We start from the raw sequence: 15,575 nt of genomic DNA, 5'->3' as shown, positions 1-15,575 counted from the left end.
GACAAACTCGCGCGGCTCGGTGAGGCTCGATCCGTCGCACCTCGAGTGGTGCGCCCAGCTCGACCCGCAGTCCACCGACATCGAGGGAGATGCCCCGTGGCAGACGTCGCCGCACCAGACCACCGTCCCCAGCTCCGCCCTCCGCAGGGTCGACTCTTCTTCGGCGGTGACTACAACCCCGAGCAGTGGGACCCGGCCGTGTGGCGCGAGGACGTCAGGCTGATGCAGGAGGCCGGCGTCACGATCGTGTCCCTCGGGATCTTCTCGTGGGGTCTGATCGAGACGTCGGAGGGCGTGTACGACTGGGAGTGGCTCGACGAGGTGGTGGGGCTGCTGCACGAGGCGGGGATCGCGATCGACCTCGCGACCCCGACCGCCGCACCCCCGAGCTGGTTGCTCACCGCCCATCCCGAGATCCTCGTGCTCGACCCCGAGCACCACTCCCAGCGCCCGGGCGGTCGCCTGGGCTGGTGCCCCAGCTCGCCGGTCTTCCGCGAGTACGCCATGCGCATCACGGCCGCCGTCTCGGAGCGCTACGCCAACCACCCCGCCGTCGTGATGTGGCACGTCAGCAACGAGCTGGGCGGCGGCAACGCGCGGTGCTACTGCGACGTCTCCGCCGTGCGTTTCCGCGAGTGGCTCACCGAGCGCTACGGCACGCTCGACGTCCTGAACTCCGCCTGGGGGACGGGGTTCTGGGGGCACCGCTTCGGCTCGTTCGAGGAGGTCTTCCCGCCGCGGTGCCCGCGCGACGTCGCGATCCCGGGCCTCTTCCTCGACTACGAACGGTTCTCCTCCGACGAGCTGCTGGCGCACTACCTGGCCGAGAAGGCGGTGATCCGCCGGTCCAGCGACGCTCCGGTGACGACGAACTTCATGGTGGGGCTCGGCCCGCACGTGGTGGACTACGCCGCGTGGTCGGCGCACGTGGACGTCGTCGCGAACGACCACTACACGCTGGTCCGGGATCCGCAGCGCGCCCAGGAGCTGGCGTTCGCCGGCGACCGCATGCGCGGGCTCACCCGTGACCGGGAGCCGTGGCTGCTGATGGAGCACTCCACCGGCGCGCCGAGCTGGCAGGAGCGCAACCGGGCCAAGGACCCCGGCGAGATCCTGCGCAACTCCCTCGCCCACGTGGCTCGCGGGTCCGACGGCGCGATGTTCTTCCAGTGGCGGGCCTCGACCGCGGGGACGGAGCAGTTCCACTCGGCGATGCTTCCCCACGCCGGCACGGACACGCGGGTGTGGCGCGAGATCGTCGAGCTGGGTCAGTCGCTGACCTCGATCGCCGAGGTCGGCGGGTCGTCGGTGGCTCCCGCGCAGGTCGCGCTCCTGGTCGACGACGAATCGGGATGGGCGCTCGAGCAGGGCCTCAAGCCCCACCGCGCGCTCCGCTACGGGTTCGAGCCGCGCCGCTGGCACCAGCTGTTCTGGGAGCGGCAGATCCTCGTGGACGTGCTCCCCGCCGACGCGGACCTCGCCGGGTACGACCTGATCGTCGTCCCCACCCTCTACGTGACCGACGAGGCCAGGGCGGCGCGCATCGCCGCGGCGGCCGAGGCCGGAGCGACCGTGCTGGTCACCTACCTCTCGGGGATCGTCGACGCCACGAGCCGGGTCCTCGCGGGCGGGTACCCCGGCGCCTTCCGCGACCTGCTCGGGGTGCGGACGGAGGAGTTCCGACCGCTCCAGCGCGAGGAGATCGTCCACCTGAGCGACGGCAGCGAGGTCGCCGAGTGGAGCGAGGACACGGTGCTGGGGGACGCCGAGGTGGTGCTCGGCTACGCCGACGGTCCCGGCGCCGGGCGTCCGGCGGTCACCCGGCGGCGCGCCGGCGACGGTCACGCCTGGTACGTGTCGGCCCGGCTGGCGCAGGAGTCGGCGAGCTCGATCGTCGACACGCTCGTGGACGAGCTGCAGCTGCGCCGTGAGATCGTGGCGCCGGCGGGGGTCGAGGCGGTTCGCCGTCGCACCGGGGACGCGAGCGTGCTGTTCCTCCTCAACCACACCTCCGAGGACGTCGACGTCGAGGCGACCGGTCGCGAGCTGATCACCGCCCGGGACCTCACCGGGACGCTCCGGCTTCCCGCCGGCGGCTGGGCCGTCGTGCGAGAGGTGGCTCGGCCGTGAGCGTGCTCCATCGACTCGCGGGCGGCGGTGTGGAGGTGCTCCTGGTCGCCGAGCCGAGCGGACTTCCCCAGGTCCTGCACTGGGGCGCGGCGGGCGCGGACGGACGTGGGCGGACGGAGTCCGAGGACCGCGAGGTCCTGCAGGCGCTCGGTCGGCCGATCTCACCCAGCTCCTTCGACGTCCCGTTCCCGCACACGATCCTCCCCACCGAGCACGAGGGCTGGGAGGGGCGTCCGGCGATCGCCGGGGACGTCGCCGGTCGGGTGCTGGTCCCGCGCTGGCGCGACGTGTCGGTCAGCGGGGGTGGTGACCGGCTCCGGGTCGAGGCGGTCAGCGGAGCCGTCCGCCTGATCAGCGAGTGGGTGCTGGACGCCTCCGGTGTGCTCCGGGTGTGGCACGAGATCGTCAACGACGGCGACGAACCGCTGGCGCTCGCGGGTCTCGAGGTCACCGTGCCGGTCAGCGACCAGGTCGGGGAGGTGCTCGACTTCGGCGGCCGATGGACGCGGGAGCGCGCCCCGCAGCGCCGTCCCCTCACGGAGGGGGCCTGGGTGCGGGAGTCCCGTCGGGGTCGCACCGGCCACGACGCCCCGACGATCCTGGCCCTGGGGACCCCGGGCTTCGACTCCGGCTCGGGTCAGGTCTGGGCGGTGCACCTCGCCTGGAGCGGCGACGCCGTCTACCGCCACGACGCGCTCGCGGAGTCGGGGGCCGTCCTCGGTGCCGGCCCGCTGCTGCGACCCGGCGAGGTGGTGCTGAGGACGGGGGAGAGCCTGCGCACCCCGGACGCGGTCCTCGTGTGGAGCGGCGACGGTCTCGACGGCATCGGGGCGCGGCTGCACGCGTCGTTGCGGGCCCGCCCCGGCCATCCGACCCGCCCGCGGCCCGTCACCCTGAACACGTGGGAAGCGGTGTACTTCGACCACGAGCTCGCACCGCTCCGTGACCTCGCGGAGACCGCCGCGGCCATCGGGGTCGAGCGCTTCGTCCTGGACGACGGGTGGTTCCACTCCCGACGGTCCGACGACGCCGGCCTCGGCGACTGGTGGGTGGACCCGGAGGTGTGGCCGAACGGCCTCGAGCCCCTGGCCGACCTGGTGCACGGGCTCGGGATGGAGCTCGGGCTGTGGTTCGAGCCCGAGATGGTCAACCTCGACTCCGACCTCGCGCGCGCCCACCCCGAGTGGTTCCTGCAGCCCGTCGCGGACGGCGTGCGCTCCTGGCGCAACCAGTACGTCCTCAACGTGGCCGACCCCGAGGTGTTCGAGCACCTGCTGGAGTCCGTCAGCGCGGTGATCAGCCGATGTGGCGTCGACTACGTCAAGTGGGACCAGAACCGCGACATCGTCGAGGGCGTCGTCGGTGGCCGGGCGGCGGTCCACCGGCACACCGAGGCGGTCTACGCCCTGATCGACGCCCTGCGACTGCGCCACCCCGGGCTCGAGATCGAGGCGTGCGCCTCGGGCGGCGCCCGGGTCGACCTCGGCATCCTCGAGCGCACGGACCGCGTGTGGGCCTCCGACACCAACGACCCCGTCGAACGCCTCGCGATCCAGCGCTGGACGGAGCTGCTGCTCCCGCTCGAGCTGATCGGCTCGCACGTGGGCCCGGCTCGCGCCCACACGACGGGGCGCGTCAGCGACCTGTCGCTGCGGATCGCCGTCGCGCTCCTGGGGCACGCCGGCATCGAGTGGGACATCACGCAGTGCAGCGAGGCCGAGCTGGACCAGCTCCGGCGCGGCGTGGCGGCCTACCGCCGGCTGCGTCCGCTGCTGCACAGCGGCACGCTGACGCACCCCGAGCAGCGCGACGCCGGACTCGTGCTGAGCCAGGTGCTCGCCGTCGACCCTCGGGACGGCGGTGTGCTCCGCATCGCCCGCACGGCCACCTCGGGCCGCTCCACGGGAACGGTGCTGCCCGTCGCGGGCCTGGTGCCCGATCAGCGGTACCGGGTCCGACCGGTCCCCGAGCTGGACCTCCCGCTCTCGCGCGACTCCGTCCCACCCCCGTGGCTCGCGCAGGGCTCGACCGTCCTGACGGGCTCCGACCTCGCCAGGATCGGGCTGCGGCTCCCGCTGCTCGGCCCGGGCCAGGCGCTCGTCCTCGAGCTCGTCCCCGAGCCCGCCGACGCCCCCGCCTGACGCACCACCAGCTCCTCCACCGAGAACACGCCGCACCGGAGCGGCCCCGATCTGAGAGAGGTTCCATGACCACCTTCAGCCTTGACGGCCCCTGGACCGCACGCGCCCTGGCGGGCGAGGTCCCCACCGACCTGGAGGGCCGGGACGTCCCGGCCCACGTTCCGGGCTGCATCCACCTGGACCTGCTCGCGCAGGGGCTGATCGACGAGCCCTTCGACGGCGACAACGAGGCCGCCCAGCAGTGGATCGGCTCGACGGTCTGGTCCTTCCGCCGCACGTTCACCTGGCAGCCGGACGGGGAGGATCGCCACGACCTGGTGGCGCTCGGTCTCGACACGCTCGCCACGATCGAGCTCAACGGTCGGGTGGTGGCCACCACGGCCAACCAGAACCGGTCGTACCGGTTCGGGGTGGACCACCTCCTGCGCGAGGGCGAGAACGAGATCGTCGTGACCTTCGACGCTCCCGTCCCCGCCGCCGAGCGGTTCGAGCGCGAGAACGGGGGACCCCGGTTCCACGTCAACCACCACCCCTACAACGCGATCCGCAAGACCGCCTCGAACTTCGGCTGGGACTGGGGGATCGACGTCGCCACGTCCGGCATCTGGCGCTCGATCGGGATCGAGGGGTGGAGCACCGTGCGCATCGGTGCGGTCCGACCGCTCGTCGACGTGGCCGGCACCGCCGGTCTGCTCCGCGCCCACGTCGACCTGGTCGACGACGGCGTGCCGCAGCCGCGGGAGGTCACGGTCACCGTGTCGCGCGGGGGGCGCCGCGTCGCGAGCACGACGAGCACCGTCCTGGTCGAGGGAGTCGTCACCGCGGTCGTGCCGGAGGTCGAGCTGTGGTGGCCGCGCGGCCACGGCGACCAGCCGCTGTACGACGTCGAGGTCGAGGTCGGCCCGGCGCGCTGGAGCCACGAGGTGGGGTTCCGGACCGTCTCGCTCAACATGCAGCCCGACGAGCAGGGCGTCCCGTTCGAGCTCCGGGTCAACGGACGCACCATCCTGATCCGCGGCGCGAACTGGATCCCCGACGATGCCTTCGTCACCCGGATCGACGCCGCCCGGCTGGAGCGGCGGGTGAAGGACGCGACCGACGCGAACATGAACCTGCTGCGCATCTGGGGCGGCGGGATGTACGAGTCCGACGAGCTCTACTCGATCTGCTCGCGCGAGGGTGTGCTGGTCTGGCAGGACTTCCTGCTCGCGTGCGCGGCCTACTCGGAGGAGTCGTGGCTCGCGAGCGAGATCGAGGCCGAGGCCCGCGAGGCCGTCGCCCGGCTCTCGGCCCACGCGAGCCTGGTGCTGTGGGCCGGGAACAACGAGAACCTCGTGGGCTTCGCCGAGTGGGGGTGGCGCGGCAGCCTCGAGGGCCGGACGTGGGGCGACCACTACTACCGCCACCTGTTCCCCGAGATCATCGCCGAGCTCGACCCGGCGCGTCCGTACGTCCCCGGCAGCCCGTTCTCCTCCGACGCGCACGTCTCGCCCAACCTCGACACCGAGGGCACCGTGCACATCTGGGACGTCTGGAACGAGAAGGACTACACCAGCTACGCCGAGTGGACGCCGCGGTTCGTCGCCGAGTTCGGGTTCCAGGGGCCGGCCGCCTGGAGCACGCTGTTCGACGTCGTGCACGACTCCCCGCTCCACCCCGACGGCCACGAGATGCTCGTGCACCAGAAAGCCGGTGCGGGCAACCAGAAGCTGGAGCGCGGGCTGCGCGGGCACTTCGCCCCGCCGCGGACGATCGACGAGTGGCACTTCGTCACCCAGCTCAACCAGGCGCACGCGCTCGAGTTCGGGATCGCCTACTTCCGCTCCCTCACTCCGTACAACACCGGGACAGTGGTGTGGCAGCTGAACGACGACTGGCCGGTCGTCTCCTGGGCGGCCGTCGACTTCGAGGAGCGCCGCAAGCCGCTCTGGTACGCGCTGCGTCGCGTCTACGCGGAGCGGTTCGCGACGATCCAGCCGGCCACGGACGGTGCGGGCTCGACCCTGGTGCTGGTCAACGACACGGCCGAGGGGTACGCCGGCACGGCGCGGGTCGAGCGGATCGCCTTCGACGGCGAGGTGCTCGCCTCGCACAGCCTCGACGTCCACGTCGACGCCCGCGGGGCCGCCCGCGTCGCCCTTCCCTCGGACGTCGTGGACCCGACCGACGCCTCGCGGGAGCTCGTCGTCGTGACCTTCGACGGGGCGGCATTTGACCGGGTCGTCCACGATCTCGCCGAGGTGGTCGCGCAGGACCTCGACCCGACGGCGCTCGCGGTCGAGGCCGCCAGCACGCCCACCGGGGCCGAGATCACGGTGACCGCGACGGCCTACGTGCGCGACGTCGTCGTGCTGGCGGACCGGGCCGACCGGAGCGCGAGCGCGGACGTCAGCCTGGTCAGCCTGCTGCCGGGGGAGAGCCTCACCGTCGTGCTCACCGGTGACGGACCGATCGAGGCCGCGGCAGCGACCGATCCGCGCGTCGTCCGCAGCGCCAACCAGCTGCACGGGGCGCCGATCGGGGAGCCGCTCCCGGCCGCCGCGGCCCCCGCGTCCGCGGCCGGCTCCTGACCGGGGGTAGCGCCACACCCCGACCCGCCGTCGGGCTCGAGCTCACCTACCGTGGAGGGATGCCCGTCACTCCCACGCCCCCGCTCGAGCCCGACGCGATCCGCCGCACCGTCGCCACGGCGCGTGCCCGGTTCGACGACGGAGTGACGCGCCCCCTCGCGTGGCGTCGCGAGCAGCTGGCGGCCCTCGACCGGCTGCTCGTCGAGCACGGCGTCGAGCTCGAGGAGGCGCTCCACGCCGACCTGCACAAGAGCGCGACGGAGTCGCGGATCACGGAGATCGGCGTGGTCCGCGCGGAGATCGCCCACGCGCTCCGCCACCTGACGCGCTGGGCGAGGCCGCGCCGCACATCCCTCCCGCTCGCGCTGCGACCGGGTCGGGCCGCCCTCGTGCCCGAGCCGCTCGGGGTGGTGCTCGTGATCGCGCCGTGGAACTACCCCGTGCAGCTGCTGCTCTCGCCGCTGGTCGGCGTGCTGGCGGCCGGCAACACCGCGGTCCTCAAGCCGAGCGAGCTGGCGCCGCACGTCTCGGCGCTCCTGACTCGGCTCGTGCCGGCGCACCTCGATCCCCGGGCGGTGCGGGTGGTCCCGGGCGCCGTCCCCGAGACGACCGCGCTGCTCGCGGAGCGGTTCGACCACATCGTCTACACGGGCAACGGCCGCGTCGCGCGCATCGTGGCCAGGGCGGCCGCCGAGCACCTCACGCCGACCACGCTGGAGCTCGGCGGCAAGTCGCCGGCGTGGTTCGACGACGACGCCCACCTCGAGCAGGCGGCCCGGCGGATCGCGTGGGCGAAGTTCAGCAACGCCGGCCAGACGTGCATCGCTCCCGACCACGTGCTCACGACGCCGGACCGCGTGGCGGCCCTGACCGCCGCGATCGAGCGCGCCGTCCGCGACCTGTGGGGCCAGGACCCGGCGAGCAGCCCGGACTACGGGCGCATCGTGAGCGACACCCACCACGCCCGTCTGGTCGGCTACCTGGACCAGGGACGGGTGGCGTTCGGCGGCGACCACGACGCCGCGACGCGGTTCCTCGCTCCGACCGTGCTGCAGATGTCCCAGCCAACCGACCCGGCGGCGTCGCGCGACGGCGAGGACGTGCCCGCGGTCCTGCGCGAGGAGATCTTCGGACCCGTGCTGCCGATCATCCCGGTGCCCTCGGCGTCGGCGGCGATCGACTACGTCAACGCGGGGGACAAGCCGCTGGCGCTCTACGTCTTCTCCGCCTCGGCCGCCACGTCGCGCGCGTTCGTGCAGGGGACGTCGTCGGGGACGGTCGGCCTCGACGTCGCGCTGCTGCAGGCCGCCGCCCCCGAGCTGCCGTTCGGCGGGGTCGGGGAGAGCGGGTCCGGGAGCTATCACGGCCAGGCGTCCTTCGACGCCTTCAGCCACCTCAAGCCCGTGCTGCGCAAGCCGCTCGAGCTCGACACGCTGCGCATCGCGCAGCCGCCGTTCAGCGGGCGGCGGGGCCGCGTCGCCCGTCGTCTCCTCGGGCTCGGCTGACCTCGCTGCACGACGGCGGACGCCCGCCGTCGAACGCCCGCCGTCACTCCCGAAGTCGTGCGGTCAGTCGGGGACGACGCCGCCACCGGGCACGGCCGGCCCGACCGTGCCCCGGAAGACCCGGGTGGTGACGGTCGAGCGCGGGTCGATGCCGGTCTCGCGCCACCACCGCGCGAGCGCGGGGTCGTCGCTGCGGCCGACCATGGCGGCGTACTCGCGCGAGGAGTGCGGGTGGTCGCCCGACCAGGTCCCCGCGACGTCGATCGCTCCCGACGGCGCCCCGCCGATCCTGGCGACGGGGTCGAACGGGTTGCGTGCCGAGACCACCTGGACGCTGTCGGGGACGACGAAGTTGCCGCCGCCCGCACCCGTGGTGATGACGGACGCGATCGTGTGCTGCGACCGGACGTAGGGGTCCGCCGCCAGGTCGAGCCCGGCGAACGAGCTCTGGCTGTGCGTGGCGAGGTGGATCGGCACCCCCGGGGGCAGCGTGGCCATCGCCTCGAGCATCAGCCGGCGCAGGGGGGTGTCCTTGCCGGACGCCGCACCCACCGCGCCGTAGACCCCCATCGGGTTGGTGCCGGAGGGGTCGCCCGACCAGTCCTGGGTGCCCGGGGCGTAGAGGATCGCGACCTGGCGGCCGTCGGGTCCCGTGAGGAGGTCGGTGCGGACCGTGCCCTCGTGGTCGTACATGTCGGCGAGGTCGTGCAGCACGTCGCCGGGGCCTCGGGGAGCCGTGTCGGTGATCCCGATCTCGTTCGTCACCTCCGTGACGCTGGTCCGGTCGGCGCGGGCGTCCGCGACGCCGACCACCCGGTCCACCAGGCGAGGTCCGACGACCGTGCCCAGCAGCGAGCCCGCCGGGCCGCCCAGGACGTGGCCGACCATCCCGAGCAGCACCCCGGCGGCGCCTCGCGCCCAGCCGGCTTCCCCGGCCTCGCGGGCCGCGTCGGCGGCGGGGTCTCCCGCGTAGCCGAGCGGTGCGCCGCCAGGGGCCACCGGTCCCGGCGCCGCGGCGCTGACGGTCTCCTGCTCGTCGGCCTCGCGCCCGACGGCCGCCGAGGCGGACACCAGCGCCGAGGCGACGCCCCGGAGCATGGGGGAGAGCCGGCCGGACCAGTCCTCCGTGAACCGGCGCTGGTCCTGGCCGGACCAGGCCATGCCCGCCACGGCCAGCCCGAGGCGGTGACCGATCTCCTCGAGGTCGCGACCGCCGTCGGCCGCCGAGGTCTGCCAGGTCCGCAGCGCGGCGACGTCGGCGCCGTGGGTCACCGCCGCGGTCACGGGTGCAGCCCGTCGAGGCGGGAGGTCACGCGGTCCGCGAGGTCGTCGTCCGGGGGCAGCGACACGATGTCCGCGCCGGGCACCGCGACCAGGACGACGGCGTCCTCGCCCACCTGTTCCGCGATCGAGGCGACGGCGGCGCCCACGCCGACGTCGGCCGCCAGGGCCCCCGCGACCTGTCCCCCGTGCCCGTCCGGGGTCAGCACGAGCACCCGGTCGCGGCCGACGGCGACGAGCGCGGCGACCGCGTCGGCGGTGCCGACGCGCACGAGCGCCGCCGCCGAGGTCAGGACGTCCCCGACGACCGCCGCCTCGCCCGCGGGCAGCAGCTCGCCGTCGCGCTCGAGGGCGGCGCCCGCGGTCACGAGCTCGCCGGAGGAGAGGGTCTCGACGGCGTCGGGGACGGCCAGCACGGTGGCCGCGAGCGTGGCCGCGGGACCGGGGCGCAGGTCGAGGAGCCACCGCAGGACGGCGGGGCTCAGCCGGGTGGCGGGGAGGAGGTGCGTGCTCATGGGGCCGACGGTAGGACGGGCCGAGGGTGCGCGGCGAGGGGTCGAGGGGCGGAACCTTCCGCCGTCGTGCTCGGTCTCGCCGGGTCGGCGGCCGATGACCGTCGGCAGCGCTAGCTGCCCAGGCCGGCGAGGAACGCCTCGGTCCAGACGGTCAGGGAGCGCGGGTCGGCAGGAGAGCCGGTGTGGACGACGACGCGTCCGACGGGCGCACGACACTCGGCCCCCTGCTCCCGCTCGAGGCACCCGAGGTAGTCCCACCCCATCTCCTCCACGGGTTCCAGCAGCTCGTCGTAGGAGTCGAGGGGGGCGGTCAGGGAGCTGGCCGCCCCGGCCGTGTCGGGGTAGGTCAGGAGCAGGACCCACGCCATCTCGTCGATGACGGCGTCGCACTCCCCGCCACCGGCCGTCAACGTCTCGACGTCACGCGCGTAGTACAGGCTGCGGAAGCTCTCGTAGCCGAAGTCGTCGATGGCGACGAGCGTGGGCGGCGGGTCCTGGACGGCGACGCCCCCGGAGAAGCCGGCCACGATGTCGGCGCCGAGCGGCTGCGTCGAACCGTCCGGCGCGGTGCACGTCATCTCGTCGAGCCCCTCGAGCGCCGTTCCGTGCACGAGGGTGAGGTCCCCGACCCGGACCGGGACCTCGACCTGACCGACGGCGACCGTCCCGGGGGCCGCGTCGCTCGACCGGGTCCACAGCAGGGCGCCGAGGGCGACGGCGACGACCGCCAGCACCGCGAGGGTTCCGCGCGAGGCGAGCGGGGTCGGACGGCTCGTTCGCCGCACGGGTGTCCTCGGGGTGATCGGGGTCGGGGGAGGGGTCGACCGGCCGGTGGCGTCGGGGCCACCGGCCGGTCGAGGCGGGATCAGGACTCGCGCGGTCCTTCGACCATGCGGTTCAGGAACGCCGCCATGGCGTCGCGGGCGATCGGCGAGAGCGGCTGGAACTGCACCGTCGCGTCGTTGCCGACCCAGCCCAGCGTGATGCCGTTCTGGGCCGCCCACAGGATCTCCGTGCGGTACATCGTGGTGGCGTCCACGTCCTTGAACGGTGAGACCGGCGGGGCGACGTAGTCCGCCGGCGCGCCGATGCGGAACAGGAACGCCGCCATCGCGTCACGGTTGATCTGGGCGAGCGGACGGAACTCGGCGCCGGTCGGGGTGACCCAGCCCGTGGAGATCTCGTTCTCCGCCAGCCAGGCGATCTCGCGGTAGAACTGGTTGTCCACGGCCACGTCCACGAACGGCGAGACGTCCGGCGCACGGTAGGACTCGTCGCCGAACTCGCGGAAGAGGAACGCCGCCATCGCATCGCGGTTGATCGAGCTCAGGGGGCGGTACTCCACGCCGCCGTCGGCCGTCGGCCACCCGGTCGTGATGCCGCGCTCGAAGAGCCAGCGGATCTCCTGGAAGAACACGCTGTCGGTCGGCACGTCCGTGAACGGGGAGACGACGGGCTCCTCGACGCCGGCGCGGTGGACGACGACCTCGTCGAAGGAGCTGCGGTCGTCGGTGCGGTAGGAGGAGATCGTCATGACGTCCCCGTCCACCTCGATGTGCGCGAAGCTCGGCACGTACTCCTGCCAGGCCTTCGCGAGGTAGTTGAACCCGTTCGGGTCGGCGGCGCCGATCGCCTCAGGGGTCCGGATGTTGTAGTACTTCGAGCCCGACGAGGAGTTGCCGGTCACGTAGACGGTCTGGCCCTCGTCCGGGTGGACCTCCAGCTGGTCGTCCCACGTCGCGACGGGCGTGCGGCCCTCCATCACGCGGGTGCGCGAGTAGGAGTGGTCGTGGCCCATGAGGACGACGTCGACGCCGTGCTCGGACAGGACCGGGGCGAGGTTGTTGCGCAGGCCCACGATGTTCTGGTTGATCGAGTGGTTCGCCACGCTGAACATCGAGTGGTGCAGGGACGCGACGACCCAGCGCACGTCGTCACCCTGCTCGGCGAGGGTCTTCTCGATGAACGCCTCGTGGGTGGCCACGTCCATCACGTTGGAGTTGAGGCCGAGGAACAGGACGTCCTTGTAGACGTAGGAGTAGTTGCCCTGCGAACGGGTCGAGACGCCGGAGTTGCCGAAGTCCTTGTCCAGGTTCGGCATGAAGAAGTGCGTCTCGTACGCCGTCGTGCCGACGTCGTGGTTGCCGTTGATCGTCGCGAGCGGCATCGTGCGCAGCTGCTCGGGAGCGAGGAAGCCCTCGTACTCGTTCTCGGCGCCGGCGCGCTCGACCTGGTCGCCCACGGAGTGGATGAACTCGGCGTCCGGGAACATCTCCTCGGCCACGTCCAGCGTGTTCGTCCACCCGGCGGTGTCGCGGGCGACGTCGCCGGACGAGCCGATCTGGGCGTCACCGACCATGAAGAACTCGAACTCGCCGGAACCGAAGGTCCCGGTCGTGAACTCGTGGACCTCGGACCAGCTGCCCTCACCGCCGACGCGGTAGACGTACGTCTCGTTCTCGGCGAGCGCGTCCAGGGTGGCGTGGTGGTAGAACCGGCCGTCGTGCGTCTGCCCCGTGTGGATCGACGGGGTGGTGGCCGCGGCCTCGGGGAAGGTCACGCCGTCGTACGACGACGCCGGCGCCCACTGCGCGGTGCCGTCGGCGACGTCGTTGAGGTACCAGGCGACGTTGCGCTCGGTCTCGTCGGTACCGACGTTCAGCACGAGGTCGCTGACGACGAGCGGCTCGTCGGCCGCGACCGTCTCCAGCGTCTCGAAGTTGAAGTAGAGGTCGGAGCTCGTGTCGCGGTCCTGGTAGAGCGCGATCGCGATCTGGTTCTCGCCCTCGACCAGGACGTCGCCGGGGACGACGACGGAGCTGACGATGGGCGCGCTGCGGCTGTCACCGAGGTACTGCATGTTGCCGCGGGCGGGGTCGAAGGCGTCGTCCAGGAAGCCGCCGACCTTCTCGCCGTTCACCCACACCGCCAGGGCGTCGTCGTGACGGACGGTGCCCGTGAGGCGACCGATGCCCTCGAGCTCCTCGGCGTCCAGGTCGATCTCGGCACGGAAGAAGAAGGTCTCGATGTTCGTGGTGGTGCCGGCCTTGTACTGGGTCAGCAGCGTCTCCACGGGCTGGCCGGAGACGGGAGCCTTCAGGCCTCGGAGCGCGCCGAACGGACCGTGCGCGGCGGGCCAGGCCGAGTCGTCGTAGTCGGCCAGGGTCCACGAGAGGAGGTCGCCGTCACCGGCGGGGTCCTGGTCCAGGTCGTGGAACTTCCACTCCGTCGCCTCGGGGCTCAGGTGCCGGCCCGGAGCGAGAGCGTCCTCGGCGGCCGCAGCGGCGGCGAGGGGCTCGCTCCGGTCGGCGACGGCGGGCGCCGACACGGCCACCAGGAGGCTGCCGACGAGCGTCGCCCCGATGACGGCGCCGGTGGCTCTGTGGATGCGAGATCGCATGGGTTCCTTCCCCGGGCGCGCAGGTGCCCGGTGGTGTGAGGGGGGTGTCGGGCCGCTTCCTTCCGGGCCCGGACTCCAGCAGAACGTGCGCAGGGAACCGGGTCGTGTACGGCGTGGGACGCGAGGTTGAACACTGTGCGCGCCCCCGTTCGGGGGGCCGGTTCGCCCGGTGGGGAACGATGCTGCCCGGTGGGACGGGCGTCGTCAGGACGAGTCGCTGGTCGTCCGGAGGCGTCGCACCAGCTCGGTCAGCGAGGGTCGAGCGGGCCGAAGTCCGTCGGCCCGGCCGGCGCTCCGGGCAGGGGGGACGAGTGTGGGGCGAGCCCGGCGGCGAGGACAGCGGCGTAGCGGTGGCGGAGCTGCTCGGTCCGCGCCACCTGCGGAGCGCGGACCCGGCCGAACGCCTCGAGGAGCTTGTTGAGGTCGAGCCAGTTGACCTCCGTGCGCAGCGCGCCGGCCTCGTGCAGACGTGCGACCAGGCGGTCACCCGCTGCCCAACCCTGCGCGGACCGCTCCCGGTCCCGGGGGAGGGTTCGAAGCGCCCGGCGATCGCCACCGACGTCGCGTGCGTGCCCGTCGCCGCGGTGTCGGCGAGGAACGTCTCCAGCACCGTGCGGGGATCGACGTCGCGGTCGAGCTCCTCGTGGCTGCGTTCGATGACGCTCACGTACTGCTCGGTGAGGTCCTGGGCGACGGCCTCGAGGAGCTCCTGCTTGCTCGGGTAGCGCCGGTAGAGGGCCGACTTCCCGACGCCGGCTGCCGCCCCGACCGCCGAGATGGGCGCGTCGGGGTCGTCGGTGAAGACGGCCTTGGCGGCCTCGAAGATGCGGACGTCGTTCTCGGCCGCCTCGCGATGCCGCCCGCGGGGGCTGGGTGTGGACACCCCCCAACTATAGACCGGACCGTTCCGGTCTGTTATGTTTTCCGGAGCCGCTCGTCGAGCGGTCCGATCGAGGGAGAGCGACATGAGCAGGATCGTCGTGAGCACCATGCTGAGCATCGACGGATACGCGGACGGGCCGGGGGGCGACGTCGCAGCGCTGCCGATGGACCAGGCCTTCAGCGCCCACAACGTCGAACGGGTGAGGGCCGCCGGGCACCTGCTGTTCGGGGCCGTCGGCTATCGCGGCATGCTGCAGTACTGGCCGGCCCGGGTGGGGGACCCGGAGGCCACCCCGGACGACCAGTACATCGCCTCTCGCTACGCCGCGGGCATCCCGATCACCGTGATCTCCGACAGCCTGACGCGCGACGACGTCACCGCCTTCGAGGAGCAGACCACGATCGTGCGCCGGGCCGACGCGCACGACGTCGTCGCCCGGCTGCGTGCGTCCGGGACGCCGGGCGACGTCCTCCTGTTCGGCGGCCTCACGCTCTGGACGGATCTACTCGCCCACGGGCTGGTCGACGAGCTGCACCTGATGGTCGGCCCGCGCGTGGTCGCCGGCGACCGGCGGGCGTTCGAGGGCCTCACCGGGATCGAGCTCGACCTGCTCGGCGTGCGCACCTGGGCCGACTCGCGCAACGTCGTGCTCAGCTACGCGCCCACGAACGGGGGACACCGTGGCTGACGAGCACACGCTGCTGCAAGCCTTCGTCGGGGACTGGTCGGCGGAGGGCACCGCGCGCGGTGTCGATCTCGCGGGGACGCCGTGGCGCAGCATCCACTCCGCCCGGTGGCACTCCGGGAAGCAGTTCGTCGTCCAGGACGAGCGCGCGAACGGGCCGTTCGACACGATGAGCTTCCTCGGCTGGGACCAGGAGCGGTCGACCTACTTCTCCTGGAGCATCGAGAACCACGGCTACAACCGCGAGTACCTCCTGACTCGCGACAGCGACACCTGGACGTTCACCGGAGATCAGGAGCGCGCGACGGTCACGTTCAGCGAGGACGGACGCACCCAGACCCACCACTGGGAGTTCCGTCCCGACGGCGAGTGGATCACGCTGTGCGACCGGGTCGCGCGGCGCGTCGACTGAGCACTCGGTCGCGACCACCACCATCACCACCGACGAACGGGCAGCGATGCTGC

The 15,575-nt window shown here is 72.9% G+C and carries 10 protein-coding genes and 1 pseudogene; 6 read left to right on the top strand and 5 right to left on the bottom strand.

The features are described 5' to 3' along the window. Positions 1–96 precede the first annotated feature (96 nt). The 4 genes from C8046_RS03580 to C8046_RS03565 all read left to right on the top strand — a co-directional run bounded on the left by C8046_RS03580 (position 97) and on the right by C8046_RS03565 (position 8,346). Positions 97–2,130 carry a beta-galactosidase gene (locus C8046_RS03580; RefSeq protein ID WP_235866076.1) on the top strand — a complete coding sequence of 678 codons (2,034 nt, stop codon included), beginning with the start codon at positions 97–99 and terminating at the stop codon, positions 2,128–2,130. Further along, entirely contained in the window at positions 2,127–4,271 is a 2,145-nt protein-coding gene (locus C8046_RS03575; protein WP_109228281.1) for an alpha-galactosidase, read from the top strand. The genes C8046_RS03580 and C8046_RS03575 overlap by 4 nt, the downstream gene beginning before the upstream one ends. A 65-nt stretch (positions 4,272–4,336) precedes the next feature. After that, the gene (locus C8046_RS03570; protein ID WP_199224381.1) at positions 4,337–6,841 is read left to right on the top strand and encodes a glycoside hydrolase family 2 protein; all 2,505 of its coding nucleotides are present in this window, start codon (positions 4,337–4,339) and stop codon (positions 6,839–6,841) included. A gap of 59 nt (positions 6,842–6,900) precedes the next feature. Then, the gene (locus tag C8046_RS03565; RefSeq protein ID WP_109228280.1) at positions 6,901–8,346 is read left to right on the top strand and encodes an aldehyde dehydrogenase family protein; all 1,446 of its coding nucleotides are present in this window, start codon (positions 6,901–6,903) and stop codon (positions 8,344–8,346) included. Positions 8,347–8,409: 63 nt separating this feature from the next. On the opposite strand, the gene C8046_RS03560 is transcribed toward C8046_RS03565, so the two are convergent. The 5 genes and pseudogenes from C8046_RS03560 to C8046_RS20165 form a co-directional block, all read right to left on the bottom strand. Then, on the bottom strand, positions 8,410–9,630 hold the full coding sequence (locus C8046_RS03560; protein WP_109228279.1) for a hypothetical protein: 1,221 nt from the start codon (positions 9,628–9,630) through the stop codon (positions 8,410–8,412). Then, on the bottom strand, positions 9,627–10,142 hold the full coding sequence (locus C8046_RS03555) for a hypothetical protein (protein ID WP_109228278.1): 516 nt from the start codon (positions 10,140–10,142) through the stop codon (positions 9,627–9,629). The genes C8046_RS03560 and C8046_RS03555 overlap by 4 nt, the downstream gene beginning before the upstream one ends. Before the next feature lie 110 nt (positions 10,143–10,252). After that, positions 10,253–10,927, bottom strand: a complete 675-nt coding sequence (locus tag C8046_RS03550) for a hypothetical protein (RefSeq protein ID WP_109228277.1) — start codon at positions 10,925–10,927, stop codon at positions 10,253–10,255. 80 nt (positions 10,928–11,007) lie between these two features. After that, a complete protein-coding gene (locus C8046_RS03545) occupies positions 11,008–13,542 on the bottom strand; it encodes a purple acid phosphatase family protein (RefSeq protein WP_109228276.1) in 2,535 nt (844 codons plus the stop codon). A gap of 703 nt (positions 13,543–14,245) precedes the next feature. Next, a pseudogene (locus C8046_RS20165) lies at positions 14,246–14,509 on the bottom strand (helix-turn-helix domain-containing protein); the annotation flags it as partial. Between C8046_RS20165 and C8046_RS03535 the strand changes: the two are divergent. Next, positions 14,508–15,113, top strand: a complete 606-nt coding sequence (locus C8046_RS03535; RefSeq protein ID WP_158277120.1) for a dihydrofolate reductase family protein — start codon at positions 14,508–14,510, stop codon at positions 15,111–15,113. The pseudogene C8046_RS20165 and the gene C8046_RS03535 sit on opposite strands and share 2 nt — an antisense overlap. Further along, positions 15,106–15,522: a DUF1579 family protein gene (locus C8046_RS03530; RefSeq protein ID WP_109228274.1), complete on the top strand. Its 417-nt coding sequence runs from the start codon at positions 15,106–15,108 to the stop codon at positions 15,520–15,522. The genes C8046_RS03535 and C8046_RS03530 overlap by 8 nt, the downstream gene beginning before the upstream one ends. Positions 15,523–15,575: the final 53 nt, after the last annotated feature.

It is taken from the genome of Serinibacter arcticus, from assembly GCF_003121705.1.
Taxonomy (GTDB): Bacteria; Actinomycetota; Actinomycetes; order Actinomycetales; family Beutenbergiaceae; genus Litorihabitans.
The sequence above is the reverse complement of the archived record's forward strand: the minus strand, read 5'-3'. Positions and strand labels throughout refer to the sequence as shown.

Bases quoted from the DNA above. Each gene is read 5' to 3' on its own strand.
- C8046_RS03570 (WP_199224381.1), top strand. From the start codon at position 4,337: ATGACCACCTTCAGCCTTGACGGCCCCTGGACCGCACGCGCCCTGGCG.
- C8046_RS03565 (WP_109228280.1), top strand. From the start codon at position 6,901: ATGCCCGTCACTCCCACGCCCCCGCTCGAGCCCGACGCGATCCGCCGC.
- C8046_RS03555 (WP_109228278.1), bottom strand. From the start codon at position 10,142: ATGAGCACGCACCTCCTCCCCGCCACCCGGCTGAGCCCCGCCGTCCTG.
- C8046_RS03545 (WP_109228276.1), bottom strand. From the start codon at position 13,542: ATGCGATCTCGCATCCACAGAGCCACCGGCGCCGTCATCGGGGCGACG.
- C8046_RS03535 (WP_158277120.1), top strand. From the start codon at position 14,508: ATGAGCAGGATCGTCGTGAGCACCATGCTGAGCATCGACGGATACGCG.